Raw genomic sequence first — 18256 nt, forward strand, 5'->3', positions numbered from 1 at the left:
CAGGCGGCCGTTTGGGGTCGCTTCCGCTGGAATGACAAGGCAGGGGCTCATGCCCCGGCCTTGTCAGCAGCAGCTTTTCTTGCTTTTTCTTCGGCTTCCTTCGCCATCATTTCCTTCATCTGGGGATGGCGGGAATAGAGCCAGCTTTGCTGGGCGATGGTGAGAATATTGGACACGGTCCAGTAGAGCTGCAGACCGGCGGCAAAAGGTGCCATGATGAACACCAATATCCACGGCATGATGCTGAATATCTGCTTCTGCATCGGATCCATCGGTGCCGGATTCAGCTTGAACTGGAAGTGCATGGTGATGCCCATCAGGATCGGCAGTATGCCGACGGCGAGAAAGCTTGGCGGATCGAAAGGCAACAGGCCGAACAGGTTAACCGGCGTTAGCGGGTCGGGTGCGCTCAAATCCTTGATCCACAGGATGAAGGGCTGGTGGCGCATTTCGATCGACAGCATCAGCACCTTGTACAGCGCGAAGAAGATCGGAATCTGCAGGAAGATCGGAAGGCAGCCCGCTAGCGGATTGACCTTCTCCTCCTTGTACAGCTTCATGATCGCCTGCTGCTGTTCTTGCTTGTCGTCCTTATGCTTTTCCTGAAGCGCTTTCATCTTTGGCTGGACAGCGCGCATTTGCGCCATGGATTTGAATTGTTTCTGCGCGATCGGGAACATGATCCCGCGGACGACGAAGGTCATCAGAATGATTGCGACCCCGAAATTGCCGACCAACTGGAACAACCAGTTGAGCAGATAGAAAAGCGGTTTCTCGAACCAGTAGAACCAGCCCCAGTCGATCGCCCGATCGAGATTGATGATTCCCAATTCGTCCTGATATTTTACCAGAACGGCGTTTTCCTTCGCTCCGGCAAACAGACGGGTTGTGGTCTTCAGCTGTTTGCCCGGGGCGATGATCTGAGCACTCTTCTTCGCGATTTCGGCCTGGAAGATATCGCCGCCGCCAGAACGGAATTTGGCATCAACGTCAGAAATATTGTCCGGGATCAGGGCGCCCAGCCAATATTTGTCGGTAAAGCCCAGCCAACTGACGTCCGTGTCATAAGCATTGGTGCCTGCGACAGCGGAAGTACCGAACATGCGCGCAAAGAAGCCAGGTTCTTCACCGGCAAGATTCTTATAATCTACATCGTAATTTGCCGCGCCTTCATAGACGCCGACAGGACCGGAGTGGATGGTCCATGTGCTGGCTTCGCTCGCCGGGATATTTGCCAGATCCCGTTTCCGGTTGATCAGGCCATAAGGTTTGATAGCGATAGCATTCTCACCGCGATTCGTCACATTCTGTTCGGCGGTGATCAGGTAATCAGCGTCGATCGACAGCTTGATCGCGTAGGTTTGTCCGGTCTCGTTAGACCAGCTGAGTGTCACCGGTGTTTCGGGAGTCAGTTTGCTTTGGTCGGTTGACCAGATCGTATTGTCATCCGGAACGGCGACGCCCTCGCCGGCCCAGCCGAAGCGGCTGAAATAGGCGTTCTCGGTACCAGAGGGCGAAAAGAGTCGAACAGATCCGCTGTTCTTGCTCATATCGACCGTGTGATCGGTCAGCGTGAGATCGTCAATGCGTCCGCCTTTGAGATTGATCGAACCCTTGACGCGCGGTGTGTCGATCAGGACGCGAGGATTTTCCCGCAATACGGTCGCCAATGGCCGGATCTTGTCCGATCCGGCGTCCGTGGCAATCTCGGTGCTAGTGGATGACGAGCCTGCCACCGGAGTCATTTTATCGCCAGGGACCTGATCATTAGCCGGAGCATTGGCCTGTTCGACCACTTCATTCTTGTTGGCCATATCCGGGAAAAACTGTTCCATCAGCATCGGCCATCCGAACAGGATGATTCCGGTGAGCAGCACCGCCATGATTATATTGCGTTTGTTGTCCACTATATCGTCCTGTTTTCGGCTATTTGTTGCAAATAGGATAGGTGTTTGAGGGTATCAAGGCACCGGGTCGTAACCCGAGCTTCCCCAAGGATGGCAGCGCAATAGCCGTTTAGCCCCGAGCCAGCCACCCTTAATTGCACCATGTTTCTCGATCGCTTCGATCGCATAGCTGCTGCAGGTCGGCTGGTAGCGGCAAGTCGGCGGTAATATCCGCGACGGGCCCCATTGCCAGCAGCGCACGAAGAAGATGAAAACGGACTTGAGCATCGCTAGGCGAGCTTTTTGGCCAGATATTTCAGGCCCTTTTCCAGTTCGGCTTTCATGGCGGCGAAGTCCGCTTCCTTATTGGCCTTGCGGCCGATCATGACGTGATCGACACCGGACATTCCGTCACCGGGCAATGTTTCGGCGAGCAAAGCGCGAAAGCGGCGCTTCATGCGGTTGCGCGCGACGGCGTTGCCGATTTTTTTGGTAACCGTGATGCCGCGACGAATCGTCGCTGCCGAAACGGGATGGTCACTGCGGCGGCGATGCGCCAGCAGGACAAAATTGGGGGTGACGAATCGTTTGCCGCGATTGGCAGCGAGAAAATCTGCCCGCTTGCGAATCACTTCGATAGACCGATTTGATTCGGTTGATGCCGATTCGGGTGAAGGCTGCTTCAAGTCCAGATGATCCAGCGATGAGCGTGCTTCGACAGGCGCAGCACTGGCGGTCATGTTGGTTTTAGGCAGAGAGCTTCTGACGGCCACGGGCGCGGCGGGCAGCCAATACTTTGCGGCCTCCGACGGTGGCCTTGCGGGCGCGGAAACCATGGCGCCGTTTGCGGACCAGGCGGCTCGGTTGAAATGTACGCTTCATCGCGGTTATCCTACGTCAAAATTTCAATAAAAAGGGGCCGTCAAAAATTGCGGCCGGTACGTTGTGGCTGCGATTAGGCAGGCAGGCGCTGAAAGTCAAGCGTTTGCGCTAGACTTTCTTGTCCCGATTGCCGGTTTTTACCTTGCCGAAAATCGGCAGTTCAAAATCCTCCGGAAGTGTCTTGTGGTGCCGTCTGCGCATGGCCCAGTCGGTCCATTTGCCATAATGGGGAAAACGCCGTTTGAAATCGACATAGCGCTTTTTTGCCCAGCGCGAGTTTTGCAGGACCAGAGCGAGACCGATCGGAAAAACGATGATGAAGCCGGGGCCGGGAATCGCGCCGATGATCGGCGAAACCAGAATTAACATGAATCCGATGACCGCGAGGGCGAATCGCGAACCCGATGTGTATTTCCAGCGTTTTTTCGTCAGTTCGTCGTTCATCACATTCCAATTGGTGCTTCGGGCCCAGACTCGCAAGCCTTGCCGGTACAACTAAAGCGCGCAAATGTGATTATCGTTCCGTCAGATGGATAAAGTATGAACGGCAGGCTGGGAGGAAGGTCCTAGTGGACGAGTTGAAAGCGAGCCATGTCGTTGCGGGACAGACGCAACTGGTCAGAGAAAGGCACGCTGTTGGTCAAGGCGTAAAACGCTCTTGCAGTCGGTGCTGATACGCCCATTTCCTGATAATAATCGAGATATTCGGCATGGACCGGATCGCTGGCTGGATAGTCATTCGCTTCCCGGCCGTCTTCGTCCATCCAGCTGTGCACGATGAATTCTGCATTCGGATGGGCCGTCCTCTGGACCCCGGCGAGAAAAAGTTCCACCGCACCGGAGCGAACCGAGCCGTTGGCCGGCACATGGGTGCTGATTCCCGCGCGGCGGATCATTCTGGCAAGTTCGAGATTGGCTTCTTCGTCGACCGAACCGTCGCAATCGAGCATTTCGATCCGTGTGATTCCGGGATATCGGTTCAGCATTTGGCGAAAAACTGCCGGAGTATAGCTATCCACGGTTCCGGTCATGACCACCATGTCCGGCGCGACTACTTGAAATGGGCCATATTGGGCAACGGCGTTGCCAAAGGAACTGGACGCCGACGCCTGCAACGGGGCGGGCTCGAATATCTCATATTCCAGCGTTTCGACTGTCTCGGTAACCACATAGCTGCTGGCGCTATGGGCCGCATTGGCGGGAAGCACCAGAAATGCCACGAGCAGGAAGACACTGATAAAAAATCCGCCTGAAGCGCTGTTATTGCCCGTTGATTCTGATTGGTTCTGCCGTTTCATCCTGCCCTATTGCAGCACAGGCGCTTGCCAAAGCGTAAGGGCGTGTGGTTGCGAGAAAATTAACCGCCTATGGCCCGCGACTTGTCGGGAGTTTTGACGGTTGCGGCCAAGCTGCGGTTGCTGCTCGACTCAATCTTGGGTCGTCGCCACTATTCCGGGTATGAAATTGGGGCGACTATGATGGTGGCGCTGGTTCAGACGGTGGCGTATCTCGGACTGGAAGCGCGGGGTGTCGAAGTGCAATGTCAGGTTGCGCCGGGATTGCCTGCGTTTAACGTCGTCGGCCTGCCGGACAAGGCCGTGGCAGAAAGCCGCGAGCGGGTGCGCGCTGCGATTTCGGCGATGGGACTGTCGCTGCCGCCGAAGCGGATCACGGTCAACCTGTCGCCCGCCGATCTGCCGAAAGCGGGTTCCCATTATGACCTGCCGATTGCGCTGGCGTTGCTGGGTGCGATGGGCATCGTCGATGCCGAGACACTCGCGAGCTATATTGTCGTCGGGGAATTATCACTTGATGGGCGACTGGCGGTTACGCCGGGCGTGTTGCTGGCTGCGCTCCATGCATCGGGTGAAAATCTCGGTCTGATATGTCCGGAGTTGCAGGGTTCGGAAGCCGCCTGGGCCGGTGATCTCGAGATATTGGCACCGATGAACCTGCTGGCGCTACTTAACCATTTCAAGGGGCAGTCGATATTGACGCCGCCGGAAACGGGGGCCGCGCCGGAACCGGATTATGGACCGAATCTGAAGGATGTGAAGGGACAGGAAACCGCGAAACGGGCCTTGGAAATTGCCGCGGCTGGCGGGCATAATCTGTTGATGAACGGTCCGCCCGGGTCGGGGAAGTCGCTGCTTGCGTCCTGTTTGCCCGGCATATTGCCGCCCTTGTCGCCATCCGAGGCGCTCGGCATTATGTAGCAATTGCACCAAGCTACATAGCCGCTCCATTAAGGAGTGCCGAGCGTGATTAAGTTGTCAGACTTCTTGAAAGCCCTGCTGAAGTTCACGATTGTGAATAGAGTATCTTTGCTCTTTATCCTCATTCCAATGACCGCCGCCAACTCGGTCAATGTGCATACTGGCGATCCTTTCAGTCAGCTTGCTGTCGGTTCCCCAAACATAGGATATTTTGACAAAAAGGCGGGGCATGAAATTATGAACTGGCCCATTGTCTGTGAGCGGATTCTCGGGAAGGGTTGCGGCCAAATCCTCGAAAGAAACTGGCTTCTGATCGGCGTGAATGACGCCTATCAAGCTGCCAATCCGTTTAGTTTCAAGTTTTTCAAAAACTGGGAGCGGATCAATCCACTTCAGACCAAAGTGCAAATAGAAAGCCAATTCAATTTCTCTCGCGCTTATCAGGCCGTCATTCGTGATAATGCCGGTGAAATCCCCTGTTACGTTTTGCCCCTCTCTGACAAAGGTTCCCCCAGCCTCTATGAACCGCAGTCTCGGCTCATTGGCCCTCTCATCCTGCCATCTCATAAATTTGTTGGAAGCCTGAGCTTCGGCGGCCTGTTTTCTAGTTTCACTAAAGGTAGTGTAAACCAAGAATATCCCGACCGAACTCAGAAAAACCCCAATTACCGCAGCGCTCCCCATAACTTTGGTCCACCATGCCATAGTCATTTGGGCGGCAAGATCATACTCGTTACGCTCATATTCGCGGGCGGCGTTTTCTTCTTTTGCTACGCAATCTGGGTAACTAACCGTGGGCAAGGCTCCGCAGGAATCCCGTATGCGGTCTTGGGCTTGTTCTGCATAATTTTGGGATTGATGGGCCGCATAGTCTATGTAGGCGCGATCAACTGTTGAGAAGTCCGATATAGCAAAACAAGCCGTAACTGCGGCTAGAGCCGCTAATATTAGTCCGACAATCTTAGGGAACTTGCCCCTATCGCTTCCAAACATTGTAATAAAAATACCGCTGTAAATTTTCCACGGCTGATCTTGTTCCTGATATTAGGCTCGGAGTCAAAGACTCCTACATCTGCCAACTTCCCGACTAGATCGGCATAGGTCAGGCCTTGCTTTGCTAATTCCACCTTCAAGAGCCGTTTCGCCTGATCCGCCCAGTCTTTGTCCGTTTTCATCCGATGTAATCCCTATGATGTGAAATATCATCATATACGATACAATTGCCATTGACAACAGTTCAATATGTCACTATAAACGATGCATAAGCAACGGATATGATGACAATGAAAACCAAAGGCCAACATTTTTTACTTTCTGCCAAAGCGCGGACGCTGTCTCTCAAGGCAGTTTTCACCATGGGCGAAGGCCAGGCTTACGAAGCCTTCAAAGCCATGCGCTGGCCTGAAACCGATGGCGAAGCAATTTGCCCTCGGTGCGGCTGCTTGGACACCTACAACATCACGACCCGCCAGCGGTTCAAGTGCAAAGCCTGCTATCACCAGTTCAGCGTGACCAGCGGCACTATCTTTGCATCGCGTAAAATGTCCTATGTCGATCTGTTGGCTGCAATCGTGATATTCGTGAACGGCGCGAAGGGCGTTGCTGCGCTTCAACTGTCACGCGATCTGGATTGCCAATACAAGACAGCTTTCATCCTTACGCACAAGCTGCGCGAGGCAATGGCTCAAGAGCAACAGGGCCGCAAGCTGGACGGGATTGTTGAAATGGATGGCGGTTATTTTGGTGGCTACGTCAAACCGGAAAACCGCAAGGCGGACCGCAAAGACCTGCGCTTGAAATCAAATCGCTCGGGCAAACGCGAATGCGTCGTCATTATGCGGGAACGGAACGGCAAGAGCCTGTCCTTTGTTGTCGCCAATGAAGGTGATGCAGTCCCTTACGTGCGCGATCACGTTGCCAACCTTGCAACCATCTATGCTGACGAAGGAACGGGCTGGGATGCCCTTCACGCTGGCTGGGATACAAAGCGCGTCAACCACAGTGTCCAGTTCATGGATGATGGCGTTTGCACCAACCAAGCCGAAAGCTACTTTAGCCGCCTTCGCCGGATGGAAGTCGGAACGCACCATCATATAGCTGGACCGTATCTCTCGCACTATGCTGCGGAGGCGGTATGGCGCGAAGATCACCGCCGCGTTGATAACGGACGCCAAGCTGCGATGGTTACGGAAGCGGCCATGCGGTCAAACGTCAGTCGGAAATGGGCAGGGTACTGGCAGCGGGCAGCATAAGATATTGGCAATAATGCAAAACGAAGCTAATCAAAAGAATGTCATTGAAATACGCTGTTGCGCCCAGAACGATACTTTTGTGTAATTATGATATGGGCGGCTTTAAGCCACCTGAAATGGTTAAAAGACGACCGGCCATAGTGCTATCTGCAAGACTCCCAAGGCGGGATAACTTGATGACCGTTGTTCCACTAAGTGGGTCAGAATCATCTGAAAAATATCACTGTAAAATTGAATTGGATTCGGCTTTACCTGAACCTTATGCTGAAACTTGTTGGTGGGTAAAAGCTGACATGGTTGCATCCGTCAGTTTCTCAAGACTGGACCTGTTCAGAACTGACCGCGATCAGAGCGGGAAACGAAAATATTTGAGTAACCTGAAGGTTTCAGAAGAAGTTTTTGATGAAATAAAACAAACAGTTAGAATATCACTCGGCCTGCTTTAATTGACAGTTAATCACCTATGACTCATATGAACATAGATTGCTTGTGGGAAACCATTAAGCCTCAAGACCTCGTGAGAGGCGGCTATGCCAGACGACGATAACAAGTCTTGGCATAGTTTGATCAGGCCCCCAAGTTTCGACTTGGGGGTCCTGTTATTTCTACCGCACAATAACCCAAAGCAAATGAAACCCGTTGCCCTCGGTCGATACGGCAAGCCCTTTGTCGCGCTGGATACGCAGCGCCACCCCGCACCGCTTGGTCATCAACCTGAGTAGCTTGTCGTCCATGGCCATACCGCGCTCTAGGATAAGCTGCGCGGCAATCTCACGCGATGTTAGCGGCTCTTTGGCCTGTCGCAGTATGTTCAGAACGATACGGCTCATCTGGCCGCGCTTTGACCAGTCGGACGGTGGCCGGAACATCTTTGGCCTTATGCTTTCAACCGGCATATCAGGCGCTACGATACGCAGCGTCCCGTCGATATGGTCTAGATCCTTTACCAGTTGATTTATCCTGTCGTGCAGGCTGGCTATTTCACCTGCTACTTCGCCGCGCTTTTTAACCAACCCTGTTACCATGTAATCTGTCATTTAATGGCTTTAGCATTGCGTATGATGGCAGTCGTCTATATAGTTGGTGCAATTGCTACATAATGCCGGAGGCGCTGGAAGTATCGATGGTGGCTTCTGTCGCCGGCACATTGGAGGGCGGGCAAATGTCCCGGCAGCGACCGTTCCGGTCACCGCATCATAGTGCCTCGATGGCGGCGCTGGTTGGCGGCGGGCTGAAGGTCCGTCCCGGAGAGGTCAGCATGGCGCATCTCGGGGTATTGTTCCTCGACGAACTGCCCGAGTTCCAGAGAGCGGTGCTCGATTCGCTGCGGCAACCGCTCGAAACCGGCGAAGTCAGCGTGGCCCGCGCCAATGCGCATGTTACCTTTCCGGCTCGCGTCCAGATGGTTGCGGCGATGAACCCGTGTCGGTGCGGGCATTTGGGAGACGCTGCTCTTGCCTGTTCGCGGGCACCGAGATGCGCAGCCGACTATCAGGCGAAAGTTTCTGGGCCGCTGCTCGACCGTATTGATCTCCATATAGAAGTCGAGGCCTTGTCTGCTGCGGATCTCACCATGCCCCCGCCGGCGGAAAATTCCGAGATCGTGGCAGGGCGGGTCGCCAGGGCACGGTCGGTCCAGCGGCAGCGCTATGCTGATCTCGATGCGCGAACCAATACGGAAATCGATGGTGATGCGCTGGAGAAATACGCCACGCCTGATGAACTCGGACGGAAACTGCTGGCCCAGGCCGCAGAAGCGATGCGGCTGTCCGCGCGCGGCTATACGCGGGTTTTACGGGTGGCCCGGACGATCGCTGATTTGGCCGGCGCAGAAGCAGTGGGCCGCATTCATGTGGCGGAAGCGCTCAGCTATCGGCGTCAAGCGCCTCGCAATTAGTTTGTGAATGTTTGTCGATCAGTACGGATTCGCACTAGATTGGAACGAAAGCGATCCGCTCATGTCCCGATCGAGCGCGATCGCACAACAGCGGAATCAAAGGGACCTGTCGCCTTCTGTCAGCTCCAGCGGGATAGCCATCTCGCTTTTGTTCAGCGTCGATTTGGCGAGATTTGGCGCCTGGTTGCTCCGGTGCTTGAATTTGCCGTCGACATGGCCGCCCTGTTCGATAGTCACATTTTCATAAGTGACGTCACCGCCGATGCGGGCGGTGGAAGCGATGGCAAGATCGCCGGCGTCGATCGACCCCTCGACAGAACCTGACAGGCTGGCGTGCTGGGCGATGATCGCGCCCTTGATCTTGCTTGATGGCCCCTGGACAAGCGACAGACATTTTACGTCGCCAATCACTTCGCCATCGATATGCAGGTCGACCTTCGATTCGATATTGCCGGTAATAGTGATACCATCACCGATGATCGAGAAGCTTGATCCACTGCTGCCATTGCTTCTAGCCACGGCTGGCGCCTGACTCTGCGCGCTTTGGCGCGTTGGCACGTTGTCGTGCGATGGCTTTAATCTTGAGAACATCTGTATTCGCCTCCAAAAATGGACGGGGATTAATTGCTTTTCCGTTCAGCCGCACTTCGAAATGCAGATGCGTTCCGGTCGAGCGTCCCGTGCTTCCCATAGCCCCCAATTGTATCCCCTGTTCAATTTTCTGGCCAGTGGTCACTCCAATTCGTGACAAATGCGCATATCGCGTCATCAATCCGTTGCCATGGGTAATTTCGACCGTGTTGCCATAACCGGATTTCCACCCTGCGTGGGTAACCTTGCCGCCGGCTGCTGCCAGAATCGGCTGACCCAGGGGCCCTTTGAAATCCATCCCGCTGTGCATAGCACCGCCGCCCGTAAATGGGTCCCGGCGATAGCCATAGCTGCTCGACAGCATCTCGGTGCTGGACGGCTTGCCGGAAGGAATTGCAATCAGCGTCCGTTCCAGCGCATCCATCCGTTGCAACGCCAGATTAAGCCTCTCCAGCGTGGGATGGAGCTGCTCGTGTTGTTTTTTGAAATAAGGAATCAACGGACCACCCATGGCATCCATGGAGTTCTGGGCCAGCTTGTCGGGGTTCAGACCGAATTTGCGAATCGCCTCTGCTGCTTGTTCGGTGCGTATTATGGCCGCCGACGTCAGGCGCCGGGCAAACAGGATCTGTCGGGCTTCCAGTTGCGCCAGATGGGCTGCCTCCGGGAAAGCTGCACTGATCTTTTGCGTATTTTTGGACAGTTGTTCATCGGTTTGCTTTGTTCCCGCTGCATCAGCAGCCTGGGGTTGTTCACCAACAAATTGCTCGGTCATCTGATCGAGTATGTCCTGACGCTGCTCCAGATCGGCGGCGACGTCATCTATCGAAGCTTTATAATTTTCGATCCGGCTTTCCGAGCTGTTCACCATGGCTTCTTTTTGCGCGAGGGCCATGCGCTCGCCGGTAACGGTAAGCTGATTGATCATCATCGCCAGCGTGATCACCAGCCAGATAGCCAGTGCCGCAGCGATAGAATAGGCGACACGCTTCTGCAATGTTGCCGAAATGGTTAGAAAACGGACCTGTCCGTGCGACCGCATGAAAAACTCGCGATCGGTAAACATATGGTCCAGCCGGGCTATAAGCCCTTGTCTGGTTTTTTGTGTTTGCATGACCCGCCGTTGTTATTCGTAATCCCCATCCAAGGGGTAGCAGAGACTCTGGTGTGATGCGAATCACAGGGCAACGACTCGTGACGAGTCGAACGAGTCACGCGATGAACTGCGAAATTTATGGAAAATTAATTTTAATTTGGCGGGATTCGAGCGAATCTACTGTTTACCAACAAGTAAATTTTCATTTGTCCCGAGGGTAGCGATTGAGGGTTAAATTGCTCACGCCGCCATGCTAGCAGCCACTTATGACAGAAGCTGTAAAACTGATCGCCGAAATGGGACACAAGGCGCGGGCTGCATTCACGATGCTGGCCGGCGTGAGCGATGCCCAGAAATCCGATGCCCTGACTGCCGCTGCGCGACATTTGCGCGCCAGCCAGGCCGCCATATTGGCCGCCAATCAACGCGATATGGAAAATGCCCGCGCGCGCGGGTTGAGTGACGCCATGCTGGACCGGCTGATGATCGACGAAGGTCGGCTCGCAGCGATTGCTGATGCGGTAGAGAAGGTCGCCAATCTTCCCGACCCAGTCGGACAAATCATCGACCGCAGCGAGCAGCCCAATGGCCTTGTAATGGAGCGCATCCGGGTTCCGCTCGGTGTAATCGGCATCATTTACGAAAGCCGGCCCAATGTTACCGCCGATGCAGCGGCCTTGGCTCTGCGATCCGGCAATGCTGTTATCCTGCGCGGTGGATCGGAGGCGATCGAAAGCAACCGGGCGATTTTTGACGCCATGACGGCAGGCGTGATCGAAGCCGGTCTGGCCGAACATGCCATCCAGCTTGTCCAGACTACAGACCGGGCGGCAGTCGGCGCGATGCTGAAGGCCAACGGGCTGATCGATATCATCATTCCGCGCGGCGGCAAGTCGCTGGTCAAGCGGGTGCAGGATGAAGCAAGCGTTCCGATTCTCGCGCATCTCGACGGCATAAATCATACCTATATCGGCAAGGACGCGGATCAGGACAAAGCCATTGCCATCGCCGTCAATGCCAAGATGCGGCGGACCGGCGTGTGCGGGGCGATGGAAACATTGTTGATTGATCAGGATTATCCGGCACCCGGAGCCCTGGTGCGGGCGTTGATCGATGCCGGTTGCGAAGTCCGCGGCGACGATTCGGTGCTCGAACTGGACGAACGTATCGTTTCGGCAGAAGCGGCTGACTGGGATACCGAGTATCTTGCGCCGATCGCGGCCGTAGCGATGGTCAACGGCGTCGATGAAGCTCTGGAGCATATTGCTGCCCATGGATCGCATCACACCGATGTTATCGTCACCGAGGACAAGGCGATTGCCGAAAAATTCATCCAGCGCGCCGATAGCGCGATCGTGATGCACAATGCCTCCAGCCAGTTTGCCGATGGCGGTGAATTCGGGCTCGGCGCGGAAATCGGTATTTCTACCGGACGCATGCATGCGCGCGGCCCGGTCGCGCTGGAAGGACTGACCACCTATAAATGGGTGGTTCGCGGAACCGGGCAAGTGCGGCCTTGAACGTGATTCGGTGAAAACTACCGGCCTTCTTGGCGGATCGTTCAATCCGGCCCATGGTGCCCATCGGTCGATCAGCCTGTTTGCGATGGAGGAACTGGCGCTGGATGAGTTCTGGTGGCTGGTTTCTCCGGGAAATCCCCTGAAAGAGGGAGCGAAAGATATGGCGCCACTGCATGCGCGTCTGGCATCGGCCCGGAAAATGGCGCGGCGGAGCGCGATCCGGCCGACAGCCATAGAACAGCAATTGGGCACGAAATATACCTATGATACGTTGCTCAAACTGGTTCGCCGCTACCCGAAGCGGCAATTTATCTGGATCATGGGTGCCGATAATCTGGCGCAATTCCACCGCTGGAAAGACTGGCGAAAAATTGCCCGCCTTTTGCCGATTGCAGTTATTTCGAGACCCGGCTATGATGACGATGCTTTTGCGGCTCCCGCAATGGCTTGGCTGCGGCGCTTCGTCCACCCCGCGAGCCAACGTGGTAACTGGACCAACTGGAGTACGCCGGCGCTGACATTCCTGCGCTATCGTCCAGACCCACGCTCGGCCACCGCGATCCGGATGGCCCGGCCCCATTGGCATCAGCAATATGATGATCGCCGCGTTCGTGACGCGGTGACACACCGGTTGATAGGCCCAGAAGATTAGGATTTAAGTTGACGAAACCGAAGGTAAAAGCTCTGAAATCTGCCACTTCCAAGGAAGGGAAGGCTGAGTCGGACGCACTCCATGCGCTTGTCATGAAATCGCTCGACGATGATCAGGCACAAGACGTTATTTCCATCCCGCTGGCGGGCAAAAGCAATATTGCAGACCATATGGTGATCGCCGAGGGGCGTTCGACCAGACAGGTCGCGTCGATTGCCCAGAAACTCTCCGAACGGATCAAACAGGCCGGCGGAGTCGCCCGAGTCGAAGGCCTTGCCAATGCCGACTGGGTTCTGGTTGATGCTGGCGATGTGATCATCCATCTGTTCCGGCCCGAGGTGCGCAGTTTCTATAATCTCGAACGCATGTGGGCGGTCGACGAGGAAGATGACTCGGCGGCTGTCGTCGAAGCCTGAATTTGCGGCGCGATGAGATTGCATATCGTCGCTCGCGGAAAAATTGGCCGCAGCCCGGAAGCGGAGATGGTGAACCGCTATGTGAAGCGGATCGGCTGGGATGTTAAAATTAGCGAGCTACCCGATCAGGGTGGCAAGTCGCCCAAGCTCGAAGGCGTCACGAAAATAATCGCGATGGACGAAGCGGGCGAAAACTGGACCTCGAAGAAATTTGCCGATTTGCTTTCTGTCTGGCGCGATGACGGAGCGCGCGAAGCGCGATTTCTGATCGGTGCTGCCGATGGGTTGAGCGCCGAAGAGCGTGCCAGTGCGGATCATTTCTTTTCCTTTGGCAAGGCGACCTGGCCGCATATGATGGCGAGGGCAATGCTGGCTGAACAGCTGTTTCGGGCAACATCTATTATCGCTGGCCATCCCTATCACAGGGAAGGATGACCACGATGCTGCGATTCGTTCTGGTGATGATTGCAGTTGTTGGCGTTGCATTTGGCGGAGCGGCCCTGCTCTCGGCGCAGGCGCCCGGCCCAAGCCTTTCCGAGCAGCGACGCAGTCTGATCTCGGCACGAGAGCAGTCCGAGCGGGCGCGCCAGCGCAGCGATGCTCTGAAACGTCAGGCCGAGGCGGCAAGCAATGATGCCGACCGGATCGCCAGCGAAGCCGCCGCTCTGGCTGCGCGCATCCAGGGGGCGGAAGCCGACATAAAAGCAGCGCGCACCCGCATCGATATCGTGGCCCGTCTTCAGGAGCGCCAGCGCGCGCGGCTGGCGGAAAAGCAGGGGCCGATGGTCCGGTTGACCGCCGCGCTCCAGATGATGACCCGCAAGCCGACCGCGCTTGCGCTGGTTGAACCGCGCTCGCTCGACGAGCTTATCTATATGCGGTCGATTCTGTCGGCGGTCATGCCGGAAATCGAACGGCGCACCGCCAGTCTGCGCGAAGAGGTCAAGCAGGGGGAACAGCTTCGGCTGCAGGCCGCCCGGGCGATCGCGTCGCTCGACGAGAGCCAGCGGCGTCTGACGGAGCGGCGGCGGCAATTGGCTCGTCTCGAGGCGAACGAACGGATCGAAGCAGCGCAATTTTCCGACGATGCCGGAATCGAACAGGATCGGGCACTGGCTCTGGGCGAGGAAGCCCGGGATATCGTGGATTTGATGGACCAGATTCGCGAAAGTGGCGCGGTCCGCGAAGCGCTGGCGGAACTGGATGGGCCGCTGCTGCGACCCGGTCAGGGACGCGACCCGGCGCTTCGCACGCAATCTCGAGGCAATGATGTCGCCAATGCCTATCTCCTGCCGGTGAGCGGGGAGATTGTTACCGGTCTCGGAGAAATTTCCGACAGCGGTTATCGCTCGCGAGGTCTCACGATTGCCGTCTCTTCCGGTGCGCAAATTGTGGCGCCGGCTGCAGGACGGGTGGCCTATTCCGGACGCTATCGGGGTTATGGCAATATCATCATTATCGAACATGAGGCGGGCTGGACCAGTCTGATCACCAATATGGCGACGATCCGTGTCGCGGTCGGTGACCGGGTTGTGCAGGGCGCGCCTGTCGGACAGTCGGGGTCTGACGATCCGACCGTTACCGTTGAACTGCGTCGCAATGGCCGACCTATTGATATTGCCGCGTTGATTGGCTGAAACCCAATGAGATTACGGAAAAATTGTTGTTCATCGAACACTTCCGTCATTTTTGGTTAAGCTGCTTGGCTTTAGGGGTGATTCCAGCCTATATTTGATCCCGATCTAGACATACAGGATAGCATTGATGAAAAAGCCCGTATTGCAAGCCGCCGCCCTTGTTCTGACCGTTGCGCTTTTGCCCGCGACGACGTCGGCAATCTCCGCCGTGGATGCAAATACCTATCGCGAGATGGAGCAGTTCATGAGCGTCTTTGAACGGGTGCGGAACGACTATGTCGATCAGGTCGACGATGCCGATCTGATCAAGGGCGCGATTGAAGGCATGCTGGCTAGCCTCGACCCGCACAGCAGCTTTCTCGATGTCCGGGATTTTGAAAATCTGCGGACCCAGACCGACGGCAATTACGGTGGCCTCGGCCTTTCGGTGACTCTTGAAGACGGCGCGGTAAAGGTCATTGCTCCGTTCAAGGATACGCCTGCTGACAAGGCCGGCGTAAAAGCAGGCGACTATATCACCCATATCAATGGTGAACTTATCTACGGCGGTACGCTGGATGAAGCGGTCGAGGAAATGCGCGGCAAGCCCGGCACGCCGATCAGCATCACGATCGTTCGGCCCGGTCGCGACAAGCCTTTTGACGTTACGATGGATCGCGCGATCATTGATCTCAAGCCGGTCACATGGGAGGTCAAGGACCAGATCGGCGTGATCAGCATCAACAGCTTCTCCAATGACACCGGCGCTGATGTTGCCGCCGCGATTGCCGGTATCGACAAGTCGCTTGGCAAGAAACCGCTCGGCTATGTGCTCGACCTTCGGTCCAACCCGGGTGGTCTGCTCGATGAAGCCGTGTCGGTTTCCGATGTATTCCTCTCGCGTGGAGAAATTGTTTCGCAGCGCGGCCGGGAGAAATCCGATATCGAGCGTTATTTCGCCAAGACCGGCGATGCCGCCAACGGTCTGCCGATCATCATTCTGATCGACGCGGGTTCGGCTTCGGCTTCCGAAATCGTTGCCGGCGCGCTGCAAGATCATCACCGTGCGCTTGTCATGGGCGAGCGTAGCTTCGGCAAGGGCTCGGTGCAGACTTTGCTGCCGCTGTCCAACAATAGCGCATTGCGCCTGACCACGGCACGCTATTACACGCCATCGGGCAAATCGGTGCAGGAGGGCGGGATTGAACCCGATATCAATGTGCCGCAACTGTCCGACCCGGATTACAAGTCCCGTCCCCGGTTCCGCGAATCCGATTTGCGGAAACATCTTATCAACGAGGTCAAGCTCAAGGACGAGGTTCTCGAAGAAGATAGCAAGGATGATCCGCGTTTCGCCCAGACCGCCGAAGAGTTGAAGGAGCAGGGCGTGGAAGATTTTCAGCTCCATTATGCTCTGGAAACGATTGGGCGTCTTGGCCCAGAAGGCTTGAAAGTGGCGATCAACAAGGCCGCTAAAAAACCTGCCAAGAAAACAGTGGTAGCGAAAAACTAGGGCCATAGTGATGGGATCTGTTCGCACTGCCAACTGGCTGGCTTTTCTGCTGCCCTTCGCCTTGCTCGGCGGCGCGCTGATTAGCCAATATGGCTTTGGCCTTCATCCGTGTGAAATGTGTATGTGGCAAAGATGGCCGCATCTCGCCGCTATCATTCTCGCTCTGCCTGCATTGCTGTGTCGTTCCAGAAGCTGGTCGAAGCTATTGGTGGTTGCGGCAGCTATCGCAATATTGATCAGCGGCCTGATCGGCGGTTTTCACGCCGGTGTGGAATATGACTGGTGGGAAGGGCTTACCTCTTGCGCCACCAATGTTGCTGCGGGTGGCGACATGCTCGATTCGATCATGAACGCACCGCTGGTCCGTTGCGATGTAGCGCCATGGTCGCTGTTCGGTATTTCGCTGGCCGGATTTAATTTTCTCTGGTCGGTTAGCGGCGCCATTCTCATTTTGATCATGGTGGCAACCGGGCGCAAGGATGCCAACGATGCCTGAAGCAAAATTGGTACGGAATAATGCCGATATCGCATCGATGATCCGGGTCAATCAGGCCGGTGAATATGGCGCGGCACAAATTTACAAAGGACAGCTGGCAGTGATGGGCGATAATGCTCCGCACAGCAGCGCGATCCACCATATGGCCGAGCAGGAACAGCGACATCTCGATACTTTTGACCAGATGATCGCGGAGCGCGGCGTGCGGCCGACCGCTTTGCAACCCTTCTGGAAAATTGCCGGCTATGCGCTGGGCGCGACAACAGCGGCGATGGGGCCTCGTGCGGCGATGGCCTGTACGGCTGCGGTCGAAACCGAAATCGATCACCATTATCAGGAACAGCTCGAAGCGCTGGAATCAGAAAATGACCCCGAGCTAACCCGTATTATTGCGGAGTTTCGCGAAGAGGAATTAGAGCATAAGGCAACGGCAATTGCATCGGGAGCAGAAGACGCGCCGGGCTATCCGGCATTGAGCGCCGTGATCAGACTGGGTTGCAGATTTGCCATCGGCCTGTCGAAACGCATCTAGGAAGCGCAATCCGCTTCACCGTTGGTTCAGGACGGCGGATACAAAGGAAATGCTATGATATATAAATTTTTATTCTCCGCCGCTGCCCTTTCAAGCGCTGGCCTGATGGCCGCACCGGCGCTGGCCCAGGATCAGGCCGGAGACCGGGTCAATCAACTCGTCATTTATGGCGACGACCCCTGTCCGGTAAGCAGCGATGAAGAGATTGTCGTCTGCGCCCGCAAGGACGAGGGCGAGCGTTACCGCATTCCCGAAACCTTGAGAAGTGGCGGTTTGGGCGACGCCAAAAACCAGGCCTGGTCGGAACGCGTCAGATCCTACGAATATGTCGGAAAATCCGGAACCAGCAGCTGCTCGCCTACCGGAGCAGGCGGTTTCACCGGTTGTACGCAAGCGCTGCTTAGTCAGGCCTATGCGGAAAAAGGCATTGATGACACGGTCAACTGGGGTCAGCTGATCGAAGAGGAACGCCAGAACCGGCTATCCCGGATCGATGCAGAATCTGATGCCGTGGAAGAGCGTGTGCTGGAAATCGAAGCCGATCGCGAAGCGCGGGAAGCAGCAGCCGAGGAAGCAAGAGACCGGCTTGATGCAAAGGACGCCGACGCGCTGAATGCGACCAACGATCTGGCCGTGCCACCGGGGGCAGATGAAACCCCCGGTCCGGATGATGAATGATTAGGCCCCGATC

At 55.9% G+C, this 18256-nt stretch carries 22 protein-coding genes and 2 pseudogenes; 13 read left to right on the plus strand and 11 right to left on the minus strand.

Going from position 1 to position 18256, the window contains the following annotated elements:
* Positions 1 to 47: 47 nt before the first annotated feature.
* The 6 genes from yidC to AAC060_RS02115 all read right to left on the minus strand — a co-directional run bounded on the left by yidC (position 48) and on the right by AAC060_RS02115 (position 4066).
* The gene (yidC, locus tag AAC060_RS02090) at positions 48 to 1907 is read right to left on the minus strand and encodes a membrane protein insertase YidC (protein ID WP_339822383.1); all 1860 of its coding nucleotides are present in this window, start codon (positions 1905 to 1907) and stop codon (positions 48 to 50) included.
* Positions 1908 to 1961: 54 nt separating this feature from the next.
* Positions 1962 to 2174: a membrane protein insertion efficiency factor YidD gene (gene yidD, locus AAC060_RS02095; protein WP_339822385.1), complete on the minus strand. Its 213-nt coding sequence runs from the start codon at positions 2172 to 2174 to the stop codon at positions 1962 to 1964.
* Between the two features lie 2 nt (positions 2175 to 2176).
* A complete protein-coding gene (gene rnpA / locus AAC060_RS02100; protein WP_339822387.1) occupies positions 2177 to 2626 on the minus strand; it encodes a ribonuclease P protein component in 450 nt (149 codons plus the stop codon).
* Between the two features lie 7 nt (positions 2627 to 2633).
* Positions 2634 to 2768 (minus strand): 50S ribosomal protein L34, encoded by a 135-nt coding sequence (gene rpmH, locus AAC060_RS02105; protein ID WP_339692660.1) that lies wholly within the window; start codon positions 2766 to 2768, stop codon positions 2634 to 2636.
* 108 nt (positions 2769 to 2876) lie between these two features.
* Positions 2877 to 3212: a PGPGW domain-containing protein gene (locus AAC060_RS02110; RefSeq protein WP_339822389.1), complete on the minus strand. Its 336-nt coding sequence runs from the start codon at positions 3210 to 3212 to the stop codon at positions 2877 to 2879.
* A gap of 122 nt (positions 3213 to 3334) precedes the next feature.
* Complete coding sequence (locus AAC060_RS02115; RefSeq protein ID WP_339822391.1) at positions 3335 to 4066, minus strand: hypothetical protein; 732 nt, start codon at positions 4064 to 4066, stop codon at positions 3335 to 3337.
* Between the two features lie 180 nt (positions 4067 to 4246).
* On the opposite strand from AAC060_RS02115, the pseudogene AAC060_RS02120 reads away from it, so the two are divergent.
* Positions 4247 to 4972: pseudogene (locus AAC060_RS02120) on the plus strand (magnesium chelatase domain-containing protein); the annotation flags it as partial.
* A gap of 69 nt (positions 4973 to 5041) precedes the next feature.
* Here AAC060_RS02120 and AAC060_RS02125 read toward each other — a convergent pair.
* Both AAC060_RS02125 and AAC060_RS02130 read right to left on the minus strand, forming a co-directional pair.
* Positions 5042 to 5785: a hypothetical protein gene (locus tag AAC060_RS02125; RefSeq protein WP_339822394.1), complete on the minus strand. Its 744-nt coding sequence runs from the start codon at positions 5783 to 5785 to the stop codon at positions 5042 to 5044.
* A gap of 146 nt (positions 5786 to 5931) precedes the next feature.
* Positions 5932 to 6159: a DUF6471 domain-containing protein gene (locus tag AAC060_RS02130; protein WP_339822396.1), complete on the minus strand. Its 228-nt coding sequence runs from the start codon at positions 6157 to 6159 to the stop codon at positions 5932 to 5934.
* Between the two features lie 108 nt (positions 6160 to 6267).
* Here AAC060_RS02130 and AAC060_RS02135 point away from each other — a divergent pair, with 108 nt between their 5' ends.
* Positions 6268 to 7236 (plus strand): IS1595 family transposase, encoded by a 969-nt coding sequence (locus AAC060_RS02135; RefSeq protein WP_339822397.1) that lies wholly within the window; start codon positions 6268 to 6270, stop codon positions 7234 to 7236.
* 38 nt (positions 7237 to 7274) lie between these two features.
* Entirely contained in the window at positions 7275 to 7682 is a 408-nt protein-coding gene (locus AAC060_RS02140; protein ID WP_339822400.1) for a type II toxin-antitoxin system PemK/MazF family toxin, read from the plus strand.
* Between the two features lie 159 nt (positions 7683 to 7841).
* On the opposite strand, the gene AAC060_RS02145 is transcribed toward AAC060_RS02140, so the two are convergent.
* Positions 7842 to 8273 (minus strand): hypothetical protein, encoded by a 432-nt coding sequence (locus tag AAC060_RS02145; RefSeq protein ID WP_339822402.1) that lies wholly within the window; start codon positions 8271 to 8273, stop codon positions 7842 to 7844.
* A gap of 68 nt (positions 8274 to 8341) precedes the next feature.
* Between AAC060_RS02145 and AAC060_RS02150 the strand changes: the two are divergent.
* A pseudogene (locus tag AAC060_RS02150) lies at positions 8342 to 9133 on the plus strand (ATP-binding protein); the annotation flags it as partial.
* A gap of 96 nt (positions 9134 to 9229) precedes the next feature.
* On the opposite strand, the gene AAC060_RS02155 reads toward AAC060_RS02150, so the two are convergent.
* Together AAC060_RS02155 and AAC060_RS02160 are read right to left on the minus strand one after the other, a co-directional pair.
* Positions 9230 to 9652, minus strand: a complete 423-nt coding sequence (locus AAC060_RS02155; RefSeq protein ID WP_339822405.1) for a polymer-forming cytoskeletal protein — start codon at positions 9650 to 9652, stop codon at positions 9230 to 9232.
* The gene (locus AAC060_RS02160; protein WP_339822408.1) at positions 9645 to 10838 is read right to left on the minus strand and encodes a peptidoglycan DD-metalloendopeptidase family protein; all 1194 of its coding nucleotides are present in this window, start codon (positions 10836 to 10838) and stop codon (positions 9645 to 9647) included. Before AAC060_RS02160 ends, AAC060_RS02155 begins: the two co-directional genes overlap by 8 nt.
* A gap of 248 nt (positions 10839 to 11086) precedes the next feature.
* On the opposite strand from AAC060_RS02160, the gene AAC060_RS02165 reads away from it, so the two are divergent.
* From AAC060_RS02165 to AAC060_RS02205, 9 genes are all read left to right on the plus strand, one after another.
* A complete protein-coding gene (locus tag AAC060_RS02165) occupies positions 11087 to 12340 on the plus strand; it encodes a glutamate-5-semialdehyde dehydrogenase (protein ID WP_339822411.1) in 1254 nt (417 codons plus the stop codon).
* A gap of 10 nt (positions 12341 to 12350) precedes the next feature.
* Positions 12351 to 12992, plus strand: coding sequence for a nicotinate-nucleotide adenylyltransferase (locus tag AAC060_RS02170; protein ID WP_339822412.1), 642 nt, complete (start codon positions 12351 to 12353; stop codon positions 12990 to 12992).
* A 92-nt stretch (positions 12993 to 13084) separates the two neighbouring features.
* Entirely contained in the window at positions 13085 to 13408 is a 324-nt protein-coding gene (rsfS, locus tag AAC060_RS02175; protein ID WP_339823774.1) for a ribosome silencing factor, read from the plus strand.
* A 12-nt stretch (positions 13409 to 13420) separates the two neighbouring features.
* Entirely contained in the window at positions 13421 to 13843 is a 423-nt protein-coding gene (locus AAC060_RS02180) for a 23S rRNA (pseudouridine(1915)-N(3))-methyltransferase RlmH (protein WP_339822415.1), read from the plus strand.
* A gap of 5 nt (positions 13844 to 13848) precedes the next feature.
* A complete protein-coding gene (locus AAC060_RS02185) occupies positions 13849 to 15045 on the plus strand; it encodes a peptidoglycan DD-metalloendopeptidase family protein (RefSeq protein ID WP_339822418.1) in 1197 nt (398 codons plus the stop codon).
* 127 nt (positions 15046 to 15172) lie between these two features.
* Positions 15173 to 16537, plus strand: coding sequence for a S41 family peptidase (locus tag AAC060_RS02190; RefSeq protein WP_339822420.1), 1365 nt, complete (start codon positions 15173 to 15175; stop codon positions 16535 to 16537).
* Between the two features lie 10 nt (positions 16538 to 16547).
* On the plus strand, positions 16548 to 17033 hold the full coding sequence (locus tag AAC060_RS02195; protein WP_339822422.1) for a disulfide bond formation protein B: 486 nt from the start codon (positions 16548 to 16550) through the stop codon (positions 17031 to 17033).
* Positions 17026 to 17565, plus strand: coding sequence for a demethoxyubiquinone hydroxylase family protein (locus AAC060_RS02200; protein WP_339822423.1), 540 nt, complete (start codon positions 17026 to 17028; stop codon positions 17563 to 17565). The genes AAC060_RS02195 and AAC060_RS02200 overlap by 8 nt, the downstream gene beginning before the upstream one ends.
* A 54-nt stretch (positions 17566 to 17619) precedes the next feature.
* Positions 17620 to 18243, plus strand: a complete 624-nt coding sequence (locus AAC060_RS02205) for a hypothetical protein (RefSeq protein WP_339822426.1) — start codon at positions 17620 to 17622, stop codon at positions 18241 to 18243.
* Positions 18244 to 18256 lie beyond the last annotated feature (13 nt).

Origin of the sequence: uncultured Parasphingorhabdus sp. (assembly GCF_963975555.1) — a bacterium.
Lineage (GTDB): Bacteria > Pseudomonadota > Alphaproteobacteria > Sphingomonadales > Sphingomonadaceae > Parasphingorhabdus.